The sequence below is a fragment of the Marinomonas atlantica genome (genome assembly GCF_001639725.1).
Classification (GTDB): domain Bacteria; phylum Pseudomonadota; class Gammaproteobacteria; order Pseudomonadales; family Marinomonadaceae; genus Marinomonas; species Marinomonas atlantica.
The window spans coordinates 66,240-83,371 of the sequence record NZ_LTAW01000005.1 but is presented as its reverse complement, the minus strand read 5'-3'; the positions used below and the strand labels follow the sequence as shown (position 1 = coordinate 83,371).

Here is a 17,132-nt window from a genome sequence, read left to right as displayed (position 1 = left end):
TATGAAAACAGGCAAACAACTTGCGAAGGCAAAAATAAACTGTATATCTATACAGTTTTATAAAAATATCCACAAGGAGTGTGTAATGTCTTCCAGCCCTTTTATGAATTACCTTCGAAGCAAGTTGCTTATACGTAGCTACAGCCTGAATACGGATAAATCCTACTTAAACTAGATTCGTTATTTCATTCGACAGGCGCACCGTATTAGTGCGAATTTCAAAAGTTAACGCTTCAACTCCATTTTTGGCGGGATTTTGAGAAGAAAACACTGAAAGCCCCAGTGCATCAAGCACTGAGGCGATTTGAGGAGAATTCGGGCTGAAAAATTAACAGTCTAATTTAATGGAAACCGGAGAAAGTTAACGGTGCAATTAAATAGTTAACGGTTTAATTTATTGAATCCAATCCTGGGAGCAACAAATTAGACCGTTAACTTTCTTGCCCCACAGATCGCACCCTTTCGCGATCGTTTTTTGATCAAATTTAAATTGAGCCGTTAACTTTTCATCGCAAGCCCTTCATCGATCAAAAATCATACAAATAAAATTAAACCGTTAACTTTTCACAAATTCATGCACTATTATGGTTCATGAAGCTATTCATAGTTGCTCAGCGTACTAAGTGAAAGCAATGATAATAGTGGACAGTTTAATTGCACAGCTATCGTACGGATGTCGGTTAGTTCTTTTAAAAAAATAAGTAATATTTTCTTCTAAATCATCGAGGAAAACGGATTTTTACACTTCCATCTTACTGAATTCCATTCTGCTCAAAATCAACCTAGGGAGAAAAGAAAGCTAGACTAAATTTACACCAACTTCGATAAAGCCGAGAGTCGATTAACGATTAACGATTAACGATTAACGATTAACAAGAAACATACTTTACACCTGATTTTGAAAGCTCTAAAGACCATGTGTACGAGTTCGAATCAGGATAAAAGTTATGGATAACCCAATTCTTATGGTAATCCTCCCTTTTTTAACTCAGTTCAAAAGTAGAGGTTAAGCAGCCATTAGAGGTGGCTTACCTCCGTTGGCAGTATGCGCCTTTCATAATTGTAAAACCACAGCCATTCTGTTGCATAGTCTTGGACTTCTTCAAGCGTATCAAATAGATGTTTGCTGACCCATCCATATCTCGCCGTTCGATTGTAACGCTCCATATACGCATTTTGTTGAGGGTTACCTGGCTGAATATAGTCTATTCTGATGCCTTTCTTTTTTGCCCATTTAACGAACTCATGGCTAATGAACTCCGGACCGTTATCACAGCGAAGTGCTATAGGCTTCTTTCGCCACTCCAGTAGTTGATCCAGAACCCGAATCACTCTTTGTGACGGCAAGGAGAAGCCTGCTTCCATGGTCAATCCCTCACGTTTATAGTCGTCGATCACATTAAACAGACGGTACTTTCGTCCATCTGCCAGTTGGTCATGCATAAAGTCCATCGACCAGACTTGGTTCGTCTTTGTCGGTTCTTTTAGTGGTTCCGGTGCATTTCGCTTAAGCCGTCGTCTTGGGCGAATGCGTAGGTTCAGAGCCGACTCACAGTAGATGCGATAAATGCGCTTATGATTCCAAGAGTGGCCCTTTGTATTGCGTAAGTAGTTGAAACACTGCCCAAAGCCCCAATCCGATTGCTCTACGGTCAGATTGACCAGTAGCTTTGCAATCTGTGTGTTTTCATCGCTGTTTTGGCTCTGATAACGATAGCAGGTTTCACTAATCGAAAAAGCCGAGCACGCCAAACGAATGCTCACCACCCTAGTTGCTACAGCATCCAAAGCCATCATTCTTCGCTCAGATGGCTTTACCACTTCTTTGCCATGGCTTACTGAATGATCTCAGCTTTTAAGCGTTCCTCAGCATACATCTTTTTAAGACGACGGTTTTCTTCTTCAAGCTCTTTCATTCGAGCCATTAGTGATGCATCCATACCACCGTATTTTGCTCGCCATTTGTAGAATGAAGCCGCACTCATTCCGTGCTCCCGACATAGTTCAGGAATCGGTGTGCCAGCTTCCGCTTGCTTCAAAATCGCCATGATCTGGCTATCGGTATAACGTGACTTTTTCATGCAGAACCTCCTGCGTTTAGATTACGAGAAAATTCTACTTTTGACTGCTGTTAATTTTCGGGGGGATTACCCTTCAGCAACACATCATATTTCAACATTCAAGATGCTGGCGGAACGAGAGCAAGTATTGAACGTGCGCATCAAACACTATTAGAACTAGCGAGATCGCATCCAACAGTTGCTCGCACTAAAGCTCCACTAAAGCACCTGTGTGTTGCACTTCAATGTGGCGGTTCGGATGGTTACTCTGGTATCACTGCCAATCCCGCTCTAGGTTATGCGGCAGATCTTATAGTCAAACATGGGGGAAGCGTAATCCTAGCGGAAACACCAGAAATCTATGGTGCAGAACATCTACTACTAGATCGATCAATCAGTCAGGATGTTGCACAGAAGTTACTGGATCGCATTGATTGGTGGAAACACTATACAAAAATAAATAACGCTGAACTGAACAATAACCCAAGCCCCGGTACAAAGCAGGAGGATTAACCACCATACTTGAAAAATCATTGGGTGCGGTCGCAAAAGGAGGCACCTCTAGTTTGAACGATGTACTGCTCTACGCAGAAAAGCGTTCAGTGACAGGATTTAACTTCATGGATAGTCCAGGCTACGACCCGATATCTGTTACTGGACAAATTGCTTCTGGATCAAATGTGGTTTGCTTCACAACAGGCAGGGGCTCAGTATCTGGCTTTAAACCCGTTCCATGTATCAAGTTAGCAACAAATACATCAATGTTTAATCGTATCTCAGAAGATATGGATATAAACTGCGGAACAATTGCCGATGGCAATAAATCGATAGCGGAAGTTGGCGAAGAAATATTTGAAAAAATTCTTGCTATAGCCTCTGGGACAGAGAGCGCTAGTGAACCATTAGGATACGGTAACAATGAATTTGTGCCTTGGCCAATCGGTGCAGTAACCTAATGTCAGTTGTAAAAGAAGGTTAAATATAATATGGCTGAAACATTAAAAGATCAGCTTTACAGCACTTTAAAAAATGGAATTGAGTCCGGAGCCCTTGAACAAGGGCTCGTTCTATTAGAAAGCAACATTGCTCGAGTCTTTTCGACTAGCCGTTCCCCTGTTCGGGAAACACTTCAAAAACTCTTTGATGAAGAGCTCATTTGTCGTTTTGACGGCAGAGGCTATCTCGTTGGCAGCGCACCTAGCGAGGTCATAAGAAGGCAGATCAGTGTTGATGAAATAAAGACTGTAGGGACTGTGACAGTTAACAGGGAAATGCCGTGGAGCGATCTTATTGTTAAGGTTGAAAGAGATGCGGTATTAAGCTCCATGATGGGCCGATGGGAAGTTAATGAACTTAAACTGGCTCAATGCTTCGACGTCAGCCGAGCGGTAACTCAACACATCCTTGTTCGCTTACAAAGTCTCGGTGTAGTTGAGCATGAAAGATATAGTGGCTGGCACGTCGTACCGCTAAATGATCAAAGGCTAAGTGCTCTGTATGAAGCACGAATTGTATTGGAGCCTTATATGGTAGAAAGAGCAACTGAGCTCATACCGACAGAGACACTGAACCACTATATTGATAAAATTCAAACGATTGCTCGCTTATACCCAAACGTAAAACCTGAACAACTTGATTCACTCGAGAATGATTTACATAAAGAAGTGCTTGAATTCGGTGCCAATAATGAAATTCTTGCGATGCTTGCACGTACCCGCCCCATCCTCTTCGTGAGCAAACACTTGCTTGGTGATCATCTCGCAATGCCAGAAAATGATCCTTTCATGCAGGAACATTTAGACATACTCGAGCATATGAAACGTGGTGATGGTGTTACAGCGGGTCAGGCCCTGGAGCTTCATCTAAACAACTCGAAAAGCAAAGTATTAGCCCGATTGAAGCAATACCGTGAAGAAAGCGAACCTTATTCAACTGAATATCTGAAATGGATATCATTAGATTAATGAGAGTACAGAGTTCAGCATCCGCCTTACGAAAAAAGCTGGGCATATCACCCAGCTTTTCATCTTATTCATATCCCTTAGAGAACATTTTTTAAATGTATGGCGAATTTAGTCTATTCCTCATATCTGCGCCCAAAACCTGTCAATACAGATAGCATGAGAACAGAAAATAAAGCTACTGGGTATACGAACACAGCCGCGACAGCGTTCGGCTCTATCCCACTCAAAGCAGCAGCTATGAAGACGAATACACTGAAAAAAGGAACAACGACGGCAAGTGAATTGGAAAAACCATCTAAGATGTTCGCGCGACGATATTGATGAATGTTGAGCTTTTGGCCCGCTTCATTAATAATCGGCCCGACGGATAAAATTGTTGCGCTTGTGACGCCGCCAAATAGCATCGTTACGACGTTAAGCAATACAGCACTAACCAATTCAAATCCTCTCGCTGTTTGACAGATAGCAGAATTCATCAAGTTTTCAGTAATCGCTTCAACCACCTTAGCTGCCTTGATGACTCCCATAATCCCAAATATGGACGCCACTAAGATTGCTGTGCCCATCATATTTTTGATGCCATCGGCCAAGAAACCAGATGCATGGTTACCTAAAGAGCCATCTGAGAAAAAGACTTGCTCAATACCGAACACACCCGAGGCAATTCCCAATATCACTCCAAATAAAAGAGCAGTGCTGGTGGCAACAAAAATATTTTGGGTTATACGAGCGACAACTAAAAGTACCGCGACCGGAATCAGCATAATCAGATTAAATGGAGAGACCTCACGTATAAAGGTGTCATAGCTCAGCGCATGCCCATTTGATAATAATAAATACGCAATAATCGTTATAATGGCCGCAACAACAGAGTATTTAAAACGCGAACGTACAACGCCACTTATATCAGATGTAAGGCCTGTCTTCTTGCTCACTTGCGTAGAAGCCGAGGCGATTGTTGTATCTGAGATAGGAGCTAAGTTGTCGCCAAATATGGCACCAGATGCAATAGCACCAGCCAGCAATGCACCATCCACTCCTATATCAACACCCGTTTGAAAAAATACTGGAAAAGCCGCAAACATGGTTCCGATAGAGGAACCTGTTGCCGTAGCTACGATACAAACAGCAATGAATGTAAACGCAACAAATCCGCCTTCAGAAAACCTAAAAGATTGCGCAAACCAAATCAGGCCATCAGTTAGACCACTTACCTTAATCATCTGAGAAAACATCCCGATAAGTAACAGCAGTAGTAGGATGGTAACGCTCTCCTTACTGGAAATCCCTCTTATAACGGACTCCCAAAATGCGTTTTTGTTTGATGCAAATAATCCAGTAATCATAAGACTGATAAATGCTGCCCCCGCCAAGACATGCATATCATATGTCTTGTAATGCGAGAAGAGAGCCATACAGGAAATAAAAAACAATCCTAACGGGAGCAAAGCAACCATTTTATTAGTAAAAATTGGTGCACTGCTCGCTACATTTGGCTTAGCGCTGTTTAAAGTTAACGATTCCATTTTTAACCCTCTCACATGCATTGAATAAATTATCATTGTCACGGAAGCAGCCGAAAATCATCCGAAGGCTTCCTTCGTAACCAGAACCATATTGACCGCCCGGATTCACCAGTACCTTTTGATCTTGCAGAATGAACTGGGTCAACTCTTCACCATCAGCCGTCACCTCACTCACATCTACCCAGTGCAAAATGCCACTTTCCGGCTTTTTACAGTTGACTCCAGGGATACTGTTAAAGATTTGCGCGACTTTATCTCGCCTTTGACCAAGGCGTACTTTCCGTTCTTCTATAATTGACTCATCTTTCAATGCAGCAATTGCACCAGCACAAGAGAGGTGAGACGGCGCACCGAGAATGTTGACGGCAGCACCATAATATTTGTCAATCAAGACATCGCTGGTGTACAAATAGCCTATACGCAGTCCGCTCAGGCCATACCCTTTAGACAACGAGCAAACAGTAATTGTCCGATCCAGCATGCCATCGAGAGACGCAGGTGCGATAAATTCAATCCCATCGAAAATGATGTCTTCAAATGCTTGGTCACATACTAAAATCAAGTCATTCTCAATCACGAACTCAGCAATCTCGCGAATAGAGTCAGGGCGATAAACCACGGAAGTTGGATTATTCGGATGGCAGATCACCAACATCTTTGTATTGGCCGTTAGGTTCCGTTCCAAATCTACTTTACGAATTTGATAATTATCTTCTTTAGAGGTTGGAACCTCGATAACGTTAGCCCCCATAAGAGCAACGTTTACTAAGTTATTCGGATAAGTGGGAGTTGGAGCCAGAACATCCACACCGGCTTCCAAAAAAGGATACATCGCATAAAACAGTCCCGAGTCTGAACCTGGTGTCACAATGATGTTTCGACTGGGGTCTAAGTCTAATCCCGTTTGGCGACCTATTTTTTTAGCAATCTCCACGCGAAGTTCTCTTGGCCCGATTGGCATAACATAGTGCGAAGAGACGCCTTCGTTTACGCTGTTCAAGAGAGCATTTTTGACACTCTCAGGCATTGCAGGATCTGGGAAATCCGGATCAGCCCAAGCTAAAATAGTGCCTCCGGACTCAATAATTTTTCCAGCCCCTTCACCAACATCAGCTTTGATGACAGTATCAAACAGCCCTCCGGAAACAGATGAGAAAGCATCAATCATATGATTTTTCATAACCCATCCTCGTAAACAGCAACTGCATCAATTTCAACGCACGCCCCTTTCGGCAAAGCACTTACCTCAACCACCGCTCGAGCAGGTGTATGCTCTCCAAAAAATGTTTGGTATACATCGTTGATTTCAGCAAAAGCAGAAAGATCTGTCGTAAAAATCTGAACCTTCATAACACTCTCTTTAGACAGCCCTTTGTCAGCCAGTATTGCTTGAATATTTATAAGACTTTGTTGGGTTTGAGTAGATACGCCTTCAACTAAACTTCCCTCCTTCGTCAATGGCAGTTGCCCTGAGACAAAAACAAAACCATTACTATATGTCGCTTGTGCATATGCACCTTCAGGCATGGGTGCTTCTACTGTGTTAATAAAATTCATACTGTTCCTATTGCGATTTTTTTATCTTGTTAATAATTTTTTATCATTTGATGGTAAATTTTTTTACCTAATGCTTTGAAGGTATCTGTACATTGTCGCATCAGACACTTTTAGCGTTTTGGCTACTTCACTAATTGCCCCCTTAAGAATAAACACACCTTTTCTGTCCAGTTCTCGTACCACATCCAACCGCTCTTCCTTCGTTAAATGATTTACATTAACGACCTTTCTATGTAGCACTTCGTCAATAACATTGATTGGTAAACTATCTACTGCAGGAACCAGTCGTTCATTAACCGGTGTACTCGCCCTTTCTGGTCTGGATGTGAGGCCCAACACAGATGAAACAGAATCATATAACTCTTGATACTTGGTCAGATCTTGATTAACGCACAATAATCCAAGTAGTTGCGTATCATCTTTGATAAAGAAAGTTGATGAATTAAAAACCTTGCCATCAGCAGAAACGCTTTTGTAAATCGATGTGTAATCTGATTTTAAATATTCCTTATCTTTCAGTACCCTGAGCACCAAATCTGTTGCAGAGTCTCCTTCTTGCCGGCCGCTAATGTGACCGTTACCAATAAATACAATCGAATGCTCTAAATCAACTAAATCATGTATCACGAATTCACAGTCCTGCATCTGCTGTGCCAAAAATGCCGCAATGCTTTTAAATAGATCTAACTTATTGTTCATATTGATTTTTCTTTAAACATGGTCATTAAATTATTAATTTTTTTATTTTTGATAAAAAATTATCATTGCATAATCATAGTGCATCACAAAGTAGTTCGCACAAAATAGACTCAAATTGATTTCAAGCAACCTAAACTGAATCTACACAGCATACATCTCGGAATACCCATTCAGCGACAAGCAAAAAATTAAGAGACACATGCACCATGCATATTCTGCTAGCAAAACTCTTACCAAACGGAAATCTAAAAAATCCTAGCTACTAGCTACTAGCTACTAGCTACTAGCTAGCGTCATAGAAAAATAGCGCACTATCTTCAAACATGTAAAAGTCAACGTTATTGGTCATTAATGACATGACACAAACGTACTTGGGTAGCGACATGACGACATACTGTGAATTGGCTTTGAAAATAGAACCGGGCTTGGATGTGAAACAAACCCTCTCACTGTTTGCTGTTGAGCAATTCAATGGCCGCGAGGCAGTGCCTATAGACTCAAATCAGTACAATGTCGATAACGGTTTAAATGACTTACGAGCGGTCCTGAAACCTAAAATTGGTTTAATCACATTTTGCTGTCGTTACAGCTAAGACGTGCCATGTGCCGAATCAAAAGTGCTCGCTTTCAGCCAGAAGTACGACTTAGCTACGGCTCGCTACGCGAGATAATCAACCCACTTATTTGTAGATACGTCTCTTTGTAGGCATTTTAGGCGGTATTTTGCGATAAAAACGCTGAAAGCCCCTGTGCATATAGCATTGGGGCGATTAGAGGGAAATTCGGGCTAAAAAGTTAACGGTTTAATTCCAACAGAAACGGAGAAAGTTAACTTTTTGACGCTGTAGACCGCATGGTTGCGTTCTCATTATTGAACAAAATTGGAATTGATCTGTTAACTTTTACCCCAAAAGCGAAACTTGATCAAAAAACACACTAAAAACCATAAAATGCAATAAAACATTTATTGAATTAGACAGGCTAACGCGGAGAGCAGCTTCTTCGCTTTAGCCTCCCCCTTAGTTCTATTAAGCCGATTCTCTTAACACCAATTTCGCTTTCAGCAGTATTTCATCGGGCAATTGAAAATTCTTTGTTCCCGCTAGGCTTAGTATTTTTTCAACACACAATTTACCGATACCCTCTACATCTTGCGCAACTGTCGTCAATGGAGGACACGTGAATTCACTCAAAGGTTGATTATCATGACCAGTAATCGGAATGCTTTGATGCTTCAAATCCGCACTCAGTAATCCTTCCGAAAACAGCGCCGACAACACCCCAAAGGCAATTCGATCGTTGGCACAAATGACACCGTTTTCATTGATCCGCTTCATACGAATCATTTTCAGTGCTTGCTCTTTTCCCCAACGCTCGAAGTCCCAGCATATCTCTGTATCGACCGGTAAAACATTAGGCTCTAAACCATGCTTGATCATGGTTCGCTTATAAGTGGACATCCTCTCATTCGCATTACTGTTCACGTCAGGCATAGGAAAGAATGCTGGTTTGCGTTCACTTTGAATCATGTAGTCTGTGATCAATTCAATACTCTGATCGTTATCATTTTGGACGCTGTATTTAACGCCTTCAAACGAGGCATCAAAAAACACAAATGGAAGCTCGTTCTGGATCCGTTGTAAACGACCTTCGATAGCTTTTATACCAGATGGCGCATAACAAATCCCAGCCACTTTAAGCGCTAGCAAGTTATCAATGGCACGCTCTTCGACGTCTGGCTGGCCATACGAACATTCAATCAGCACAGAGTACCCAAAAGACATGGCATGCAGCTCAATAGAACGAACAATAGCAGCATAAAGCGGATCCCCTAAAGAGGGGATCAAGACACCTATGATCTTCGTTTCTTTGCGCATTAACATCGAAGCGAGCATGTTGGGGCGATAATCCACCTTTTCCAGCATTGCCTCAATCTTCTGTCTGGAACGAACGCCTACCGCTTCTGGGTTTTCAAAGTATTTAGAAGCCGTTGGACGAGAGACTCCAGCTAAGCCTGCAAACTCTTCCATGGTATTAACTTTTTTCAATAGGACTCCCCAACACACATGCGTAAATAAGTGAGGATTGTTACACAGCTAAGCGGCTGCGCCAAACTGCTTACAAGCTCGCGCGTATTTACCTAGTTCTAACCGAATATAGTCATGCAACAGTCGTTTAGGACAAACCGCTAGATGTTTCTCCCGTACCTGATTGTACAAAGATGGCATGAATTGACTCACTAAAGGATAAGGAGGTGGATTGCTCGACAAGTTTTCAATCAATTGATCAAGACTTTCCTCAATCGCATCGTAGTTCCAATAATAGCGTGAACGGTCACTGAAACTGTATTGGCGAGCAAACCTTAAGGACTCCGAGTCACCGTGATAATAGTCTTCCCAGTATTTTGGGCTATTTACCATTGTTGACTCAATCACTTGTCGAATGTTGGAACGCTGATCAGGTTTGATCCAAGCCTCTTCAATATGGCTTAAAGCAAAAACAGCCTCTCGAAATGCAAACGTTAACCCCGGCCCAACTTTGAGAATGGCGAAATGATCCTTAACCAATTCAGACAAACAGGTTTCTGTTTGATAATCCGTTGAATGTGCTTCGAACACCATATCAGGAAATTGATGAATCGCAGACTTTAATTCCAAGGCCTTGTTTGGTTGATACTCAATCACAGTCGCATGGTCGAACTCCACTCCTGGCTGAACCACCACACCTATAACTCTTTCAAAAGCTGATCCAATCCCTAAATCAGCAAACAATGTCTGATGTGTCGCGACGGTTTCACTCAGGTCGATCGTGCTGGTCACGGCCAACTCTTCCAAATCTTCTTGAGCGCCACCCGGTACCGGCACCTCTGTCCCGATGATGTAATGGGGCTTAACATTGACAACGACTGACTCGGCAGCCTTGCACATCTGCGCTGCACGTTCCGCAATGACTTCTGGCGGAAGCGGCACTGGGTCATCCGCACAAGACATACTGGCATCTAAATGAATCTTACTAAACCCTGCAGCCACATAGTCTTGGACTAAGGTCATTGCCTTGGTCATCGCCTCATCCGCCGTTAACTTACGCCAAGGATTCGGACCTAAATGATCACCGCCTAAAATCACGTTAGTCATATCAAAAGACAATGTATTAGCGATGTTCTCAATGTAATCAACAAAATCAGCAGGTGTCATGCCAGTGTAGCCACCTTCTTGGTTCACCTGATTACAGGTCGCTTCAATCAACAACTCGGAACCATTTTCATGAGCTTCCAGCATGGCTGCCTCTAAGACATATCGATTAGCAGAGCAAACAGAGTAGATACCTCTCCCTTTACCCTCTCGATTTGCCAGTACTACTTGTTTAAGTGTTTGTGAATTAGGCATGCTCTACTTCCTCCTGCGTGTGCCAATTAGATATAAAGACATCCAGTTCGCCTTCTCTGGCAGCGCCCTCCATCGGCCCCATAGAACTCACGGCCAAAGCGCCTGCCGCATTGGCTAACTGAAGTGAACGTTCAGGGGGATAACCCAGCACACGGCACGCCACAAACGTTCCGCCAAAAGTATCTCCGGCTCCCGTTGCATCCACTTCTTTTACGGAGAAAGAAGGCTTGGAAATAACATTGTTGCGATCAAAATAATCACACCCTTGCTGCCCTTTTTTCAGAACAACTTCCCGTACTCCTATGACCCAAAGTGCTTTAAGAGCCGATTCCACAGATTCTGTGTTTGTTAACGCCAGTAGCTCATCGCCACTTGGCATGAAGATGTCGGTTTTACTCAGTACTTCATTAAAAAAGCCCACTACAACTGGATCTTTCAAAAGCTCTTTGCGCACATTAGGATCGAAAGAGATTAAGCCCCCGCCTTCTTTGACCAGTGCAATAGCACTACGTACAAGTCCAATCATATCTGGGGTGTTAATGGACGAACCCATAATATGGAACACAGAGCAATTCTGTAGCGCCATAATTGCTGCGCTATTCAAACGACACAGAGACGCTGCACTGTGTTGAATATTAAAGATAAAATCTCGGTTTCCATCTTGGTGATAGGTCACAAATGCTGTACCGGTAGGACGATCTTCATGAGTCTCTATCAATCTGCAATCCACGCCACTTTCTTCTAAGCGAGTTAGACAAACCTTGCCGAAATCATCCTTACCAACACATCCAATCATGGTGGCAGGAACCCCCATTTTGGCGACCTGATTAATAAAAATCGCAGGGGCTCCGCTTGGAAACGGTCCAAGGAACTCCCCAGCTTTAGTAAAGGTCTGGCCAATGTTCTTAGCCATCACCTCCACTAATATTTCTCCTAACGTCAAAACTTCTTTCATATCATCACCCGACGACTTAGCTCATCCAGTTACCGCCACACACATTAAGTGTCTGGGCGACGATGTATTCGCTGTCTTCTGAGGCTAGGAATACCGCAGCTCCGGTAAGATCCTCAGGATGCCCCATGCGGCCATAAGGCACCGCTTCACCTACCATCTTGCGTTTCTGACCAATTTCTAGGCCTTCGTACTTAGCAAACAATGCGTCTACGTTGTCCCACATTGGCGTATCCACCACGCCTGGGGCAATCGCATTGACATTGATACCTTGTCGAGCTAACGACAGCCCTGCGGATTGAGTCAGACTGATCACCGCAGCTTTACTTGCGCAGTAGGTAGCGACAAGAGGCTCGCCTCGGCGACCCGCTTGAGAAGAGAAGTTGATAATGCGACCTTTGGTGCCTTGGGAAATCATTTGCTTGGCAACATCTTGCAACGTGAACATCAAGCCCTTGACATTTACATTGAAGACAAAATCAAAGTCTGACTCTGTCACATCCAATAATGGCCCCATGTTAAAGACAGCAGCGTTATTGACCAAAATGTCGATCTGCCCAAACGCTTCAACGGTTTTCTGAATCATTTCCTGACGCGATTCTGATTTAGTAATGTCCACAGCAATAGCAATACATAGCCCGCCTAACTCTTCGGCAGTTGCTTGAGCTTTTGCTTCATTGATGTCGGCAACAACAACCCGAGCCCCTTCAGCTAAGTAGCGCTTTGCAATCGCTTTACCGATACCGTCAGCACTACCTGTAACAATGGCAACTTTGTTCTGTAATTTCATGGTTATCTCTCTTATTTTTTAAAAGTCTGTTTAGTTGTTTAAAATCAGTATTTAGTCCGCTATACGGACGCCTTGCTCATCAAATAAATGGATCATATTGGCCTGTGGGTTTAAGAAAATTCGGTCTCCATTTTTAAAGCCGACTTCACCACTTTGGCGCACAGTGATAGCTCCCATCTCAGTATCGATGTAAAAATAGGTATCTGAGCCTAAGTGCTCTCCCAGAACAACAGTCCCCTCCCATTCACCTTGGTCTGCTGAAACATCAATATGCTCAGGACGAATACCTAACGTTGTAGCGCCCTGTTTAGCAGCCACATCTCCCGTAACAAAATTCATTTTCGGACTTCCAATAAAGCCTGCCACGAACATATTTTTTGGTGTTCGATACAGCTCTACAGGCGTTCCAACCTGCTCAATGTTTCCTGCATTGAATACAACAATCTTGTCAGCCATAGTCATCGCTTCTACCTGATCATGGGTTACATAGATCATGGTGCTTTTCAGCTTTTGATGGAGCTCAGATATCTCAAGGCGCATGGTCACTCGAAGCGCCGCATCAAGATTAGAAAGCGGTTCATCAAACAAAAACGCTGAAGGTTGGCGGACAATAGCTCGACCGATTGCAACACGTTGGCGTTGCCCCCCTGATAACTGTCCAGGTTTTCGATCGAGATACTGTGTGAGATTTAATGTTTCGGCTGCCGCTTTGACTTTCTCTTCAATGTTTGCAGCAGACATGCCCGCCATTTTCAAAGGAAAGCCCATATTCTTTTCGACCGTCATATGGGGGTACAGGGCGTAGCTCTGGAACACCATTGCCAAACCTCGATCTGAAGGTGACATATTCGTGGCCTCTTTCTCATCGATCATAATGTGTCCACTACTGGTATCTTCTAAACCAGCGATGAGGCGTAATAACGTCGATTTACCACAGCCAGATGGACCAACGAATACAACAAATTCACCATCGTTAATTTCTAGATTCAACGGAGGAATAACATTTACGTCGTTAAAGGATTTAGTGACGTCTTTAAGTACAATCTTGCCCATTTTTTAATTCCTAAAATTATTTTACTGCGCCAAAAGTAAGGCCACGAACGAGTTGCTTCTGACTGAACCACCCCAAAATTAAGATTGGCGCAATGGCCATAATGGAAGCCGCAGACAATTTGGCGTAAAACAAGCCTTCGGGGCTTGAGTAGCTCGCAATGAATGCAGTGAGAGGTGCCGCATTAGCGCCCGTTAAATTGAGGGTCCAAAAAGACTCGTTCCACGACAGGATCACGTTCAGCAAAAGCGTTGATGCAATACCTGGAACGGCCATCGGTACCAATACATACAAAATCTCGTTTTTAAGATTCGCACCATCCATTCTGGCAGCCTCTAAAATCTCACCCGGAATCTCTTTTAAGTAGGTAAACAACATCCAAATTACGATGGGTAAATTCATCAGCATGAGAATCGTGACGAGAGCAATACGACTATCCAAAAGACCAAAGTCTTTGCACAACAAATAGATAGGGATCAATACACCTACCGCCGGCATCATCTTGGTTGAAAGCATCCACATCAAAATATCCTTGGTACGACGACCTGGAACGAAAGCCATAGACCAAGCAGCTGGAATTGCAATCACTAGGGCCAGTAAAGTTGAGCCAATAGCGATAACAACTGAGTTCCAAAAGTGATGAAAATAGTCTGACCGCTCTTGAACAATAAAGTAGTTTTCAATGGTCCAATCGAAACTGAAAAACTTAGGTGGTGATGCAATCGCTTCAATTTCAGTTTTAAAGCTAGTAAGCAGTGTCCATATGATTGGAAAGGACAAAGTGAGCGCAACACACCACGCTGCCAGCGTTACCAACACTCGATATCGATTTGTGACTTGACGTGCCATTTATGCCTCCAGATTCTTGCCAATAATGCGGATTAAGAAAAACGCTACGATGTTGGCAAGAATGACCGCCACAATCCCCCCAGCAGCCCCCGCTCCTACATCAAATTGCAACAACGAACGCACATAGACCAAGAAGGTTAAGTTGGTGGAAGCCACCCCTGGGCCACCGCCAGTCGTAACCAGAAGCTCAGCAAAAATACCCAACAAAAAAATCGTTTGAATCAGGACAACAACCGTCATAGCGCGAGTCAAATGCGGTACCACGATGTAGATGAAACGTTGGAACTTACTGGCACCATCAATCTGAGATGCCTCAATCTGATCGGAATCCAAGCTTTGCAGGGAGGTAATGAAAATCAACGCAGCAAAAGGAAGCCATTGCCAAGCGACAATTACAATCACTGAAAATAACGGCGCGTGAGCTAAGAAATCAAAAGGCGGGAACCCGAATAGCTTAGCAACATAAGCAAACAAGCCATTCACTGGGTTAAAAAACATATTTTTCCAGACCAATGCAGAAACAGTTGGCATGACGAAAAATGGTGAAATAACCAATATACGAGCAATACCCTTACCAAAAATGGGTTGCTCTAGCAGCAACGCTAACAGTACGCCTCCTACTACTGTGGTGATCAATACACCACCTACAAGGATTAACGTATTAAGGACGGAAACACCAAATGCTGGATCTTTAAAAAACCAGTAGTAGTTTTCAAACCCGACAAATGGCGTGGCTCCAGGCATTAAAAGGTTATAGCGCAAGGTCGAAAAGTAGAGGGTCATTCCTAATGGGATGACCATCCAAGCCAGCAAAAGCAAAACCGACGGGGTCAGCATAACCTTCGCTGCTCTTCGAGAGTGTAGCGTTGACATAGCAAAAATCTCTGATTCGATTGAAGGAACGAGCAAGCATGGCTTGCTCGTTATGGAAATGATTTATCTAATAAATCGTTGTACTTATTTGATATAACCCGAACGGGTCATTTCTTGACGCGCGTAGTTCTGAGAAGCTTTTAACACCTCAGATGGCGACATTGTGCCAGCTAGTGACGCTGAGACCATTTGCCCCACATATGTTCCAATTCCTTGAAACTCAGGAATTGCCACAAACTGAACACCAGTATATGGAACTGGCTTAGCAGACGGATTTGCAGGGTCGGCGCTCAGAATTTGTTTTTGAACCGTCTTAGCAAACGGTGCAGCTTTTATGTAATCAGAATTAGCATAAGTGGATTTGCGCGTTCCTGGAGGTGCAGCAACCCAGCCTTTCTCCTCACCCACAAGATTGACGTACTCCTCGGACGTAGCCCAAGCTAGGAAGTCTTTTGCGACGTCTTCATTTTTAGAAGACTTAGGAACAGATAATGCCCAAGCCCAGAACCAACCATTACCTTTTTCGCTTACTTCTGAAGGCGCTGCAGCGAAGCCAGTGACATCGGCCACGCTGGATTCTTTAGGGTTGTAGATGTAACCCGCAGCAGAGGTAGCATCAACCCAAATGGCACACTTACCGGATGCAAACATCGCTCGGTTTTCGTTGTGACCATTATTAGGTGTACCCGGTGCCCCATACTTCTGCACGATATCCGTGTAGAAAGTCAGAGCATTAAGCCATTCTGGAGAATCCAGCTCTGGTTTCCAGTTCATGTCGAACCAACGACCACCGAAAGCGTTAACCATAGTGCCGAATACCGCCATGTTATCGCCCCAGCCGGCTTTACCGCGTAAACAAATGCCATATTGCTCTTGATCTGGTTTGTGTAGCTTAGCCGCAAATTCTTCAATTTGGGTCCACGTAGGATTAACAGGCATAGTCAAGCCTGCTGCTTTAAATAGATCTTTACGATAGAAAGTGAATGAACTCTCCGCATAAAACGGAACAGCATATAGATGACCGTCCGCTGTCAAACCATTGCGAACAGTAGGAAAAATATCGTCGTAGTTGTAAGAACTATCGAAATCATCCAATGACACCAACCAGTTATTCTTACCCCAAAGTGGCGCCTCGTATGCACCAATTGTGATGATGTCGTATGTGCCACCATTCGTCGCAATGTCTGTTGTAACACGTTGGCGTAATACGTTTTCTTCCAGAATCACCCAATTAAGTTTATTACCGGTTTTCTTTTCCCATTTGGGTGATAACTCTTGCATGATGATCATGTCAGCGTTGTTCACCGTAGCAATCGTTAAGGTCTCAGCTTGCAGCGTTCCTGCACCTGCCCCTGCTAGAACACTAAGTGCTAATGCAGTCATTCCTGAGCTTTTTGTGAGCTTTTGAAACATGGAGCTACCTCT

14 protein-coding genes and 2 pseudogenes are annotated in these 17,132 nt (G+C 43.5%); 3 read left to right on the top strand and 13 right to left on the bottom strand.

Annotated elements, in window-relative coordinates; translation table 11 throughout:
• Positions 1 to 1,006 precede the first annotated feature (1,006 nt).
• A pseudogene (locus AYW75_RS10170) lies at positions 1,007 to 2,081 on the bottom strand (IS3 family transposase).
• Between the two features lie 96 nt (positions 2,082 to 2,177).
• Here AYW75_RS10170 and AYW75_RS19235 point away from each other — a divergent pair.
• Both AYW75_RS19235 and AYW75_RS10155 read left to right on the top strand, forming a co-directional pair.
• Positions 2,178 to 3,016, top strand: a pseudogene (locus AYW75_RS19235) (hypothetical protein).
• A gap of 30 nt (positions 3,017 to 3,046) precedes the next feature.
• Positions 3,047 to 4,024 carry a GntR family transcriptional regulator gene (locus AYW75_RS10155; protein WP_067099084.1) on the top strand — a complete coding sequence of 326 codons (978 nt, stop codon included), beginning with the start codon at positions 3,047 to 3,049 and terminating at the stop codon, positions 4,022 to 4,024.
• Positions 4,025 to 4,137: 113 nt separating this feature from the next.
• Here the strand turns inward: AYW75_RS10155 and AYW75_RS10150 are convergent, their stop codons facing one another.
• From AYW75_RS10150 to AYW75_RS10135, 4 genes are all read right to left on the bottom strand, one after another.
• Positions 4,138 to 5,550, bottom strand: a complete 1,413-nt coding sequence (locus AYW75_RS10150) for a Na+/H+ antiporter NhaC family protein (RefSeq protein ID WP_197478941.1) — start codon at positions 5,548 to 5,550, stop codon at positions 4,138 to 4,140.
• Positions 5,522 to 6,730, bottom strand: coding sequence for a pyridoxal phosphate-dependent aminotransferase (locus AYW75_RS10145; RefSeq protein ID WP_067099081.1), 1,209 nt, complete (start codon positions 6,728 to 6,730; stop codon positions 5,522 to 5,524). The genes AYW75_RS10150 and AYW75_RS10145 overlap by 29 nt, the downstream gene beginning before the upstream one ends.
• Positions 6,727 to 7,107 (bottom strand): RidA family protein, encoded by a 381-nt coding sequence (locus AYW75_RS10140; RefSeq protein ID WP_067099079.1) that lies wholly within the window; start codon positions 7,105 to 7,107, stop codon positions 6,727 to 6,729. Before AYW75_RS10140 ends, AYW75_RS10145 begins: the two co-directional genes overlap by 4 nt.
• A gap of 63 nt (positions 7,108 to 7,170) precedes the next feature.
• Positions 7,171 to 7,806 carry a helix-turn-helix transcriptional regulator gene (locus AYW75_RS10135; RefSeq protein WP_067099077.1) on the bottom strand — a complete coding sequence of 212 codons (636 nt, stop codon included), beginning with the start codon at positions 7,804 to 7,806 and terminating at the stop codon, positions 7,171 to 7,173.
• A 356-nt stretch (positions 7,807 to 8,162) separates the two neighbouring features.
• Between AYW75_RS10135 and AYW75_RS10130 the strand changes: the two genes are divergently transcribed.
• The gene (locus AYW75_RS10130; RefSeq protein ID WP_067099075.1) at positions 8,163 to 8,399 is read left to right on the top strand and encodes a hypothetical protein; all 237 of its coding nucleotides are present in this window, start codon (positions 8,163 to 8,165) and stop codon (positions 8,397 to 8,399) included.
• Positions 8,400 to 8,834: 435 nt separating this feature from the next.
• Here the strand turns inward: AYW75_RS10130 and AYW75_RS10125 are convergent, their stop codons facing one another.
• The 8 genes from AYW75_RS10125 to AYW75_RS10090 form a co-directional block, all read right to left on the bottom strand.
• Positions 8,835 to 9,854 (bottom strand): LacI family DNA-binding transcriptional regulator, encoded by a 1,020-nt coding sequence (locus AYW75_RS10125; protein ID WP_067099073.1) that lies wholly within the window; start codon positions 9,852 to 9,854, stop codon positions 8,835 to 8,837.
• A 48-nt stretch (positions 9,855 to 9,902) separates the two neighbouring features.
• Positions 9,903 to 11,192 (bottom strand): D-tagatose-bisphosphate aldolase, class II, non-catalytic subunit, encoded by a 1,290-nt coding sequence (locus tag AYW75_RS10120; protein ID WP_067099070.1) that lies wholly within the window; start codon positions 11,190 to 11,192, stop codon positions 9,903 to 9,905.
• Complete coding sequence (locus AYW75_RS10115; protein WP_067099067.1) at positions 11,185 to 12,147, bottom strand: sugar kinase; 963 nt, start codon at positions 12,145 to 12,147, stop codon at positions 11,185 to 11,187. The genes AYW75_RS10120 and AYW75_RS10115 overlap by 8 nt, the downstream gene beginning before the upstream one ends.
• A gap of 16 nt (positions 12,148 to 12,163) precedes the next feature.
• Positions 12,164 to 12,934: an L-iditol 2-dehydrogenase gene (locus tag AYW75_RS10110; protein ID WP_067099064.1), complete on the bottom strand. Its 771-nt coding sequence runs from the start codon at positions 12,932 to 12,934 to the stop codon at positions 12,164 to 12,166.
• A 51-nt stretch (positions 12,935 to 12,985) separates the two neighbouring features.
• Entirely contained in the window at positions 12,986 to 13,987 is a 1,002-nt protein-coding gene (locus AYW75_RS10105) for an ABC transporter ATP-binding protein (protein WP_067099061.1), read from the bottom strand.
• A gap of 16 nt (positions 13,988 to 14,003) precedes the next feature.
• On the bottom strand, positions 14,004 to 14,834 hold the full coding sequence (locus AYW75_RS10100; RefSeq protein WP_067099058.1) for a carbohydrate ABC transporter permease: 831 nt from the start codon (positions 14,832 to 14,834) through the stop codon (positions 14,004 to 14,006).
• Positions 14,835 to 15,671, bottom strand: coding sequence for a carbohydrate ABC transporter permease (locus AYW75_RS10095; protein ID WP_231886184.1), 837 nt, complete (start codon positions 15,669 to 15,671; stop codon positions 14,835 to 14,837). It abuts the gene before it with no gap.
• A gap of 120 nt (positions 15,672 to 15,791) precedes the next feature.
• Complete coding sequence (locus tag AYW75_RS10090) at positions 15,792 to 17,120, bottom strand: ABC transporter substrate-binding protein (RefSeq protein WP_067099052.1); 1,329 nt, start codon at positions 17,118 to 17,120, stop codon at positions 15,792 to 15,794.
• Between the last annotated feature and the right edge of the window lie 12 nt (positions 17,121 to 17,132).

Bases quoted from the DNA above. Each gene is read 5' to 3' on its own strand.
- AYW75_RS10120 (WP_067099070.1), bottom strand. From the start codon at position 11,192: ATGCCTAATTCACAAACACTTAAACAAGTAGTACTGGCAAATCGAGAG.
- AYW75_RS10115 (WP_067099067.1), bottom strand. From the start codon at position 12,147: ATGAAAGAAGTTTTGACGTTAGGAGAAATATTAGTGGAGGTGATGGCT.
- AYW75_RS10145 (WP_067099081.1), bottom strand. From the start codon at position 6,730: ATGAAAAATCATATGATTGATGCTTTCTCATCTGTTTCCGGAGGGCTG.
- AYW75_RS10135 (WP_067099077.1), bottom strand. From the start codon at position 7,806: ATGAACAATAAGTTAGATCTATTTAAAAGCATTGCGGCATTTTTGGCA.
- AYW75_RS10100 (WP_067099058.1), bottom strand. From the start codon at position 14,834: ATGGCACGTCAAGTCACAAATCGATATCGAGTGTTGGTAACGCTGGCA.
- AYW75_RS10150 (WP_197478941.1), bottom strand. From the start codon at position 5,550: ATGGAATCGTTAACTTTAAACAGCGCTAAGCCAAATGTAGCGAGCAGT.
- AYW75_RS10105 (WP_067099061.1), bottom strand. From the start codon at position 13,987: ATGGGCAAGATTGTACTTAAAGACGTCACTAAATCCTTTAACGACGTA.
- AYW75_RS10090 (WP_067099052.1), bottom strand. From the start codon at position 17,120: ATGTTTCAAAAGCTCACAAAAAGCTCAGGAATGACTGCATTAGCACTT.
- AYW75_RS10140 (WP_067099079.1), bottom strand. From the start codon at position 7,107: ATGAATTTTATTAACACAGTAGAAGCACCCATGCCTGAAGGTGCATAT.
- AYW75_RS10095 (WP_231886184.1), bottom strand. From the start codon at position 15,671: ATGCTGACCCCGTCGGTTTTGCTTTTGCTGGCTTGGATGGTCATCCCA.
- AYW75_RS10130 (WP_067099075.1), top strand. From the start codon at position 8,163: ATGACACAAACGTACTTGGGTAGCGACATGACGACATACTGTGAATTG.
- AYW75_RS10155 (WP_067099084.1), top strand. From the start codon at position 3,047: ATGGCTGAAACATTAAAAGATCAGCTTTACAGCACTTTAAAAAATGGA.
- AYW75_RS10110 (WP_067099064.1), bottom strand. From the start codon at position 12,934: ATGAAATTACAGAACAAAGTTGCCATTGTTACAGGTAGTGCTGACGGT.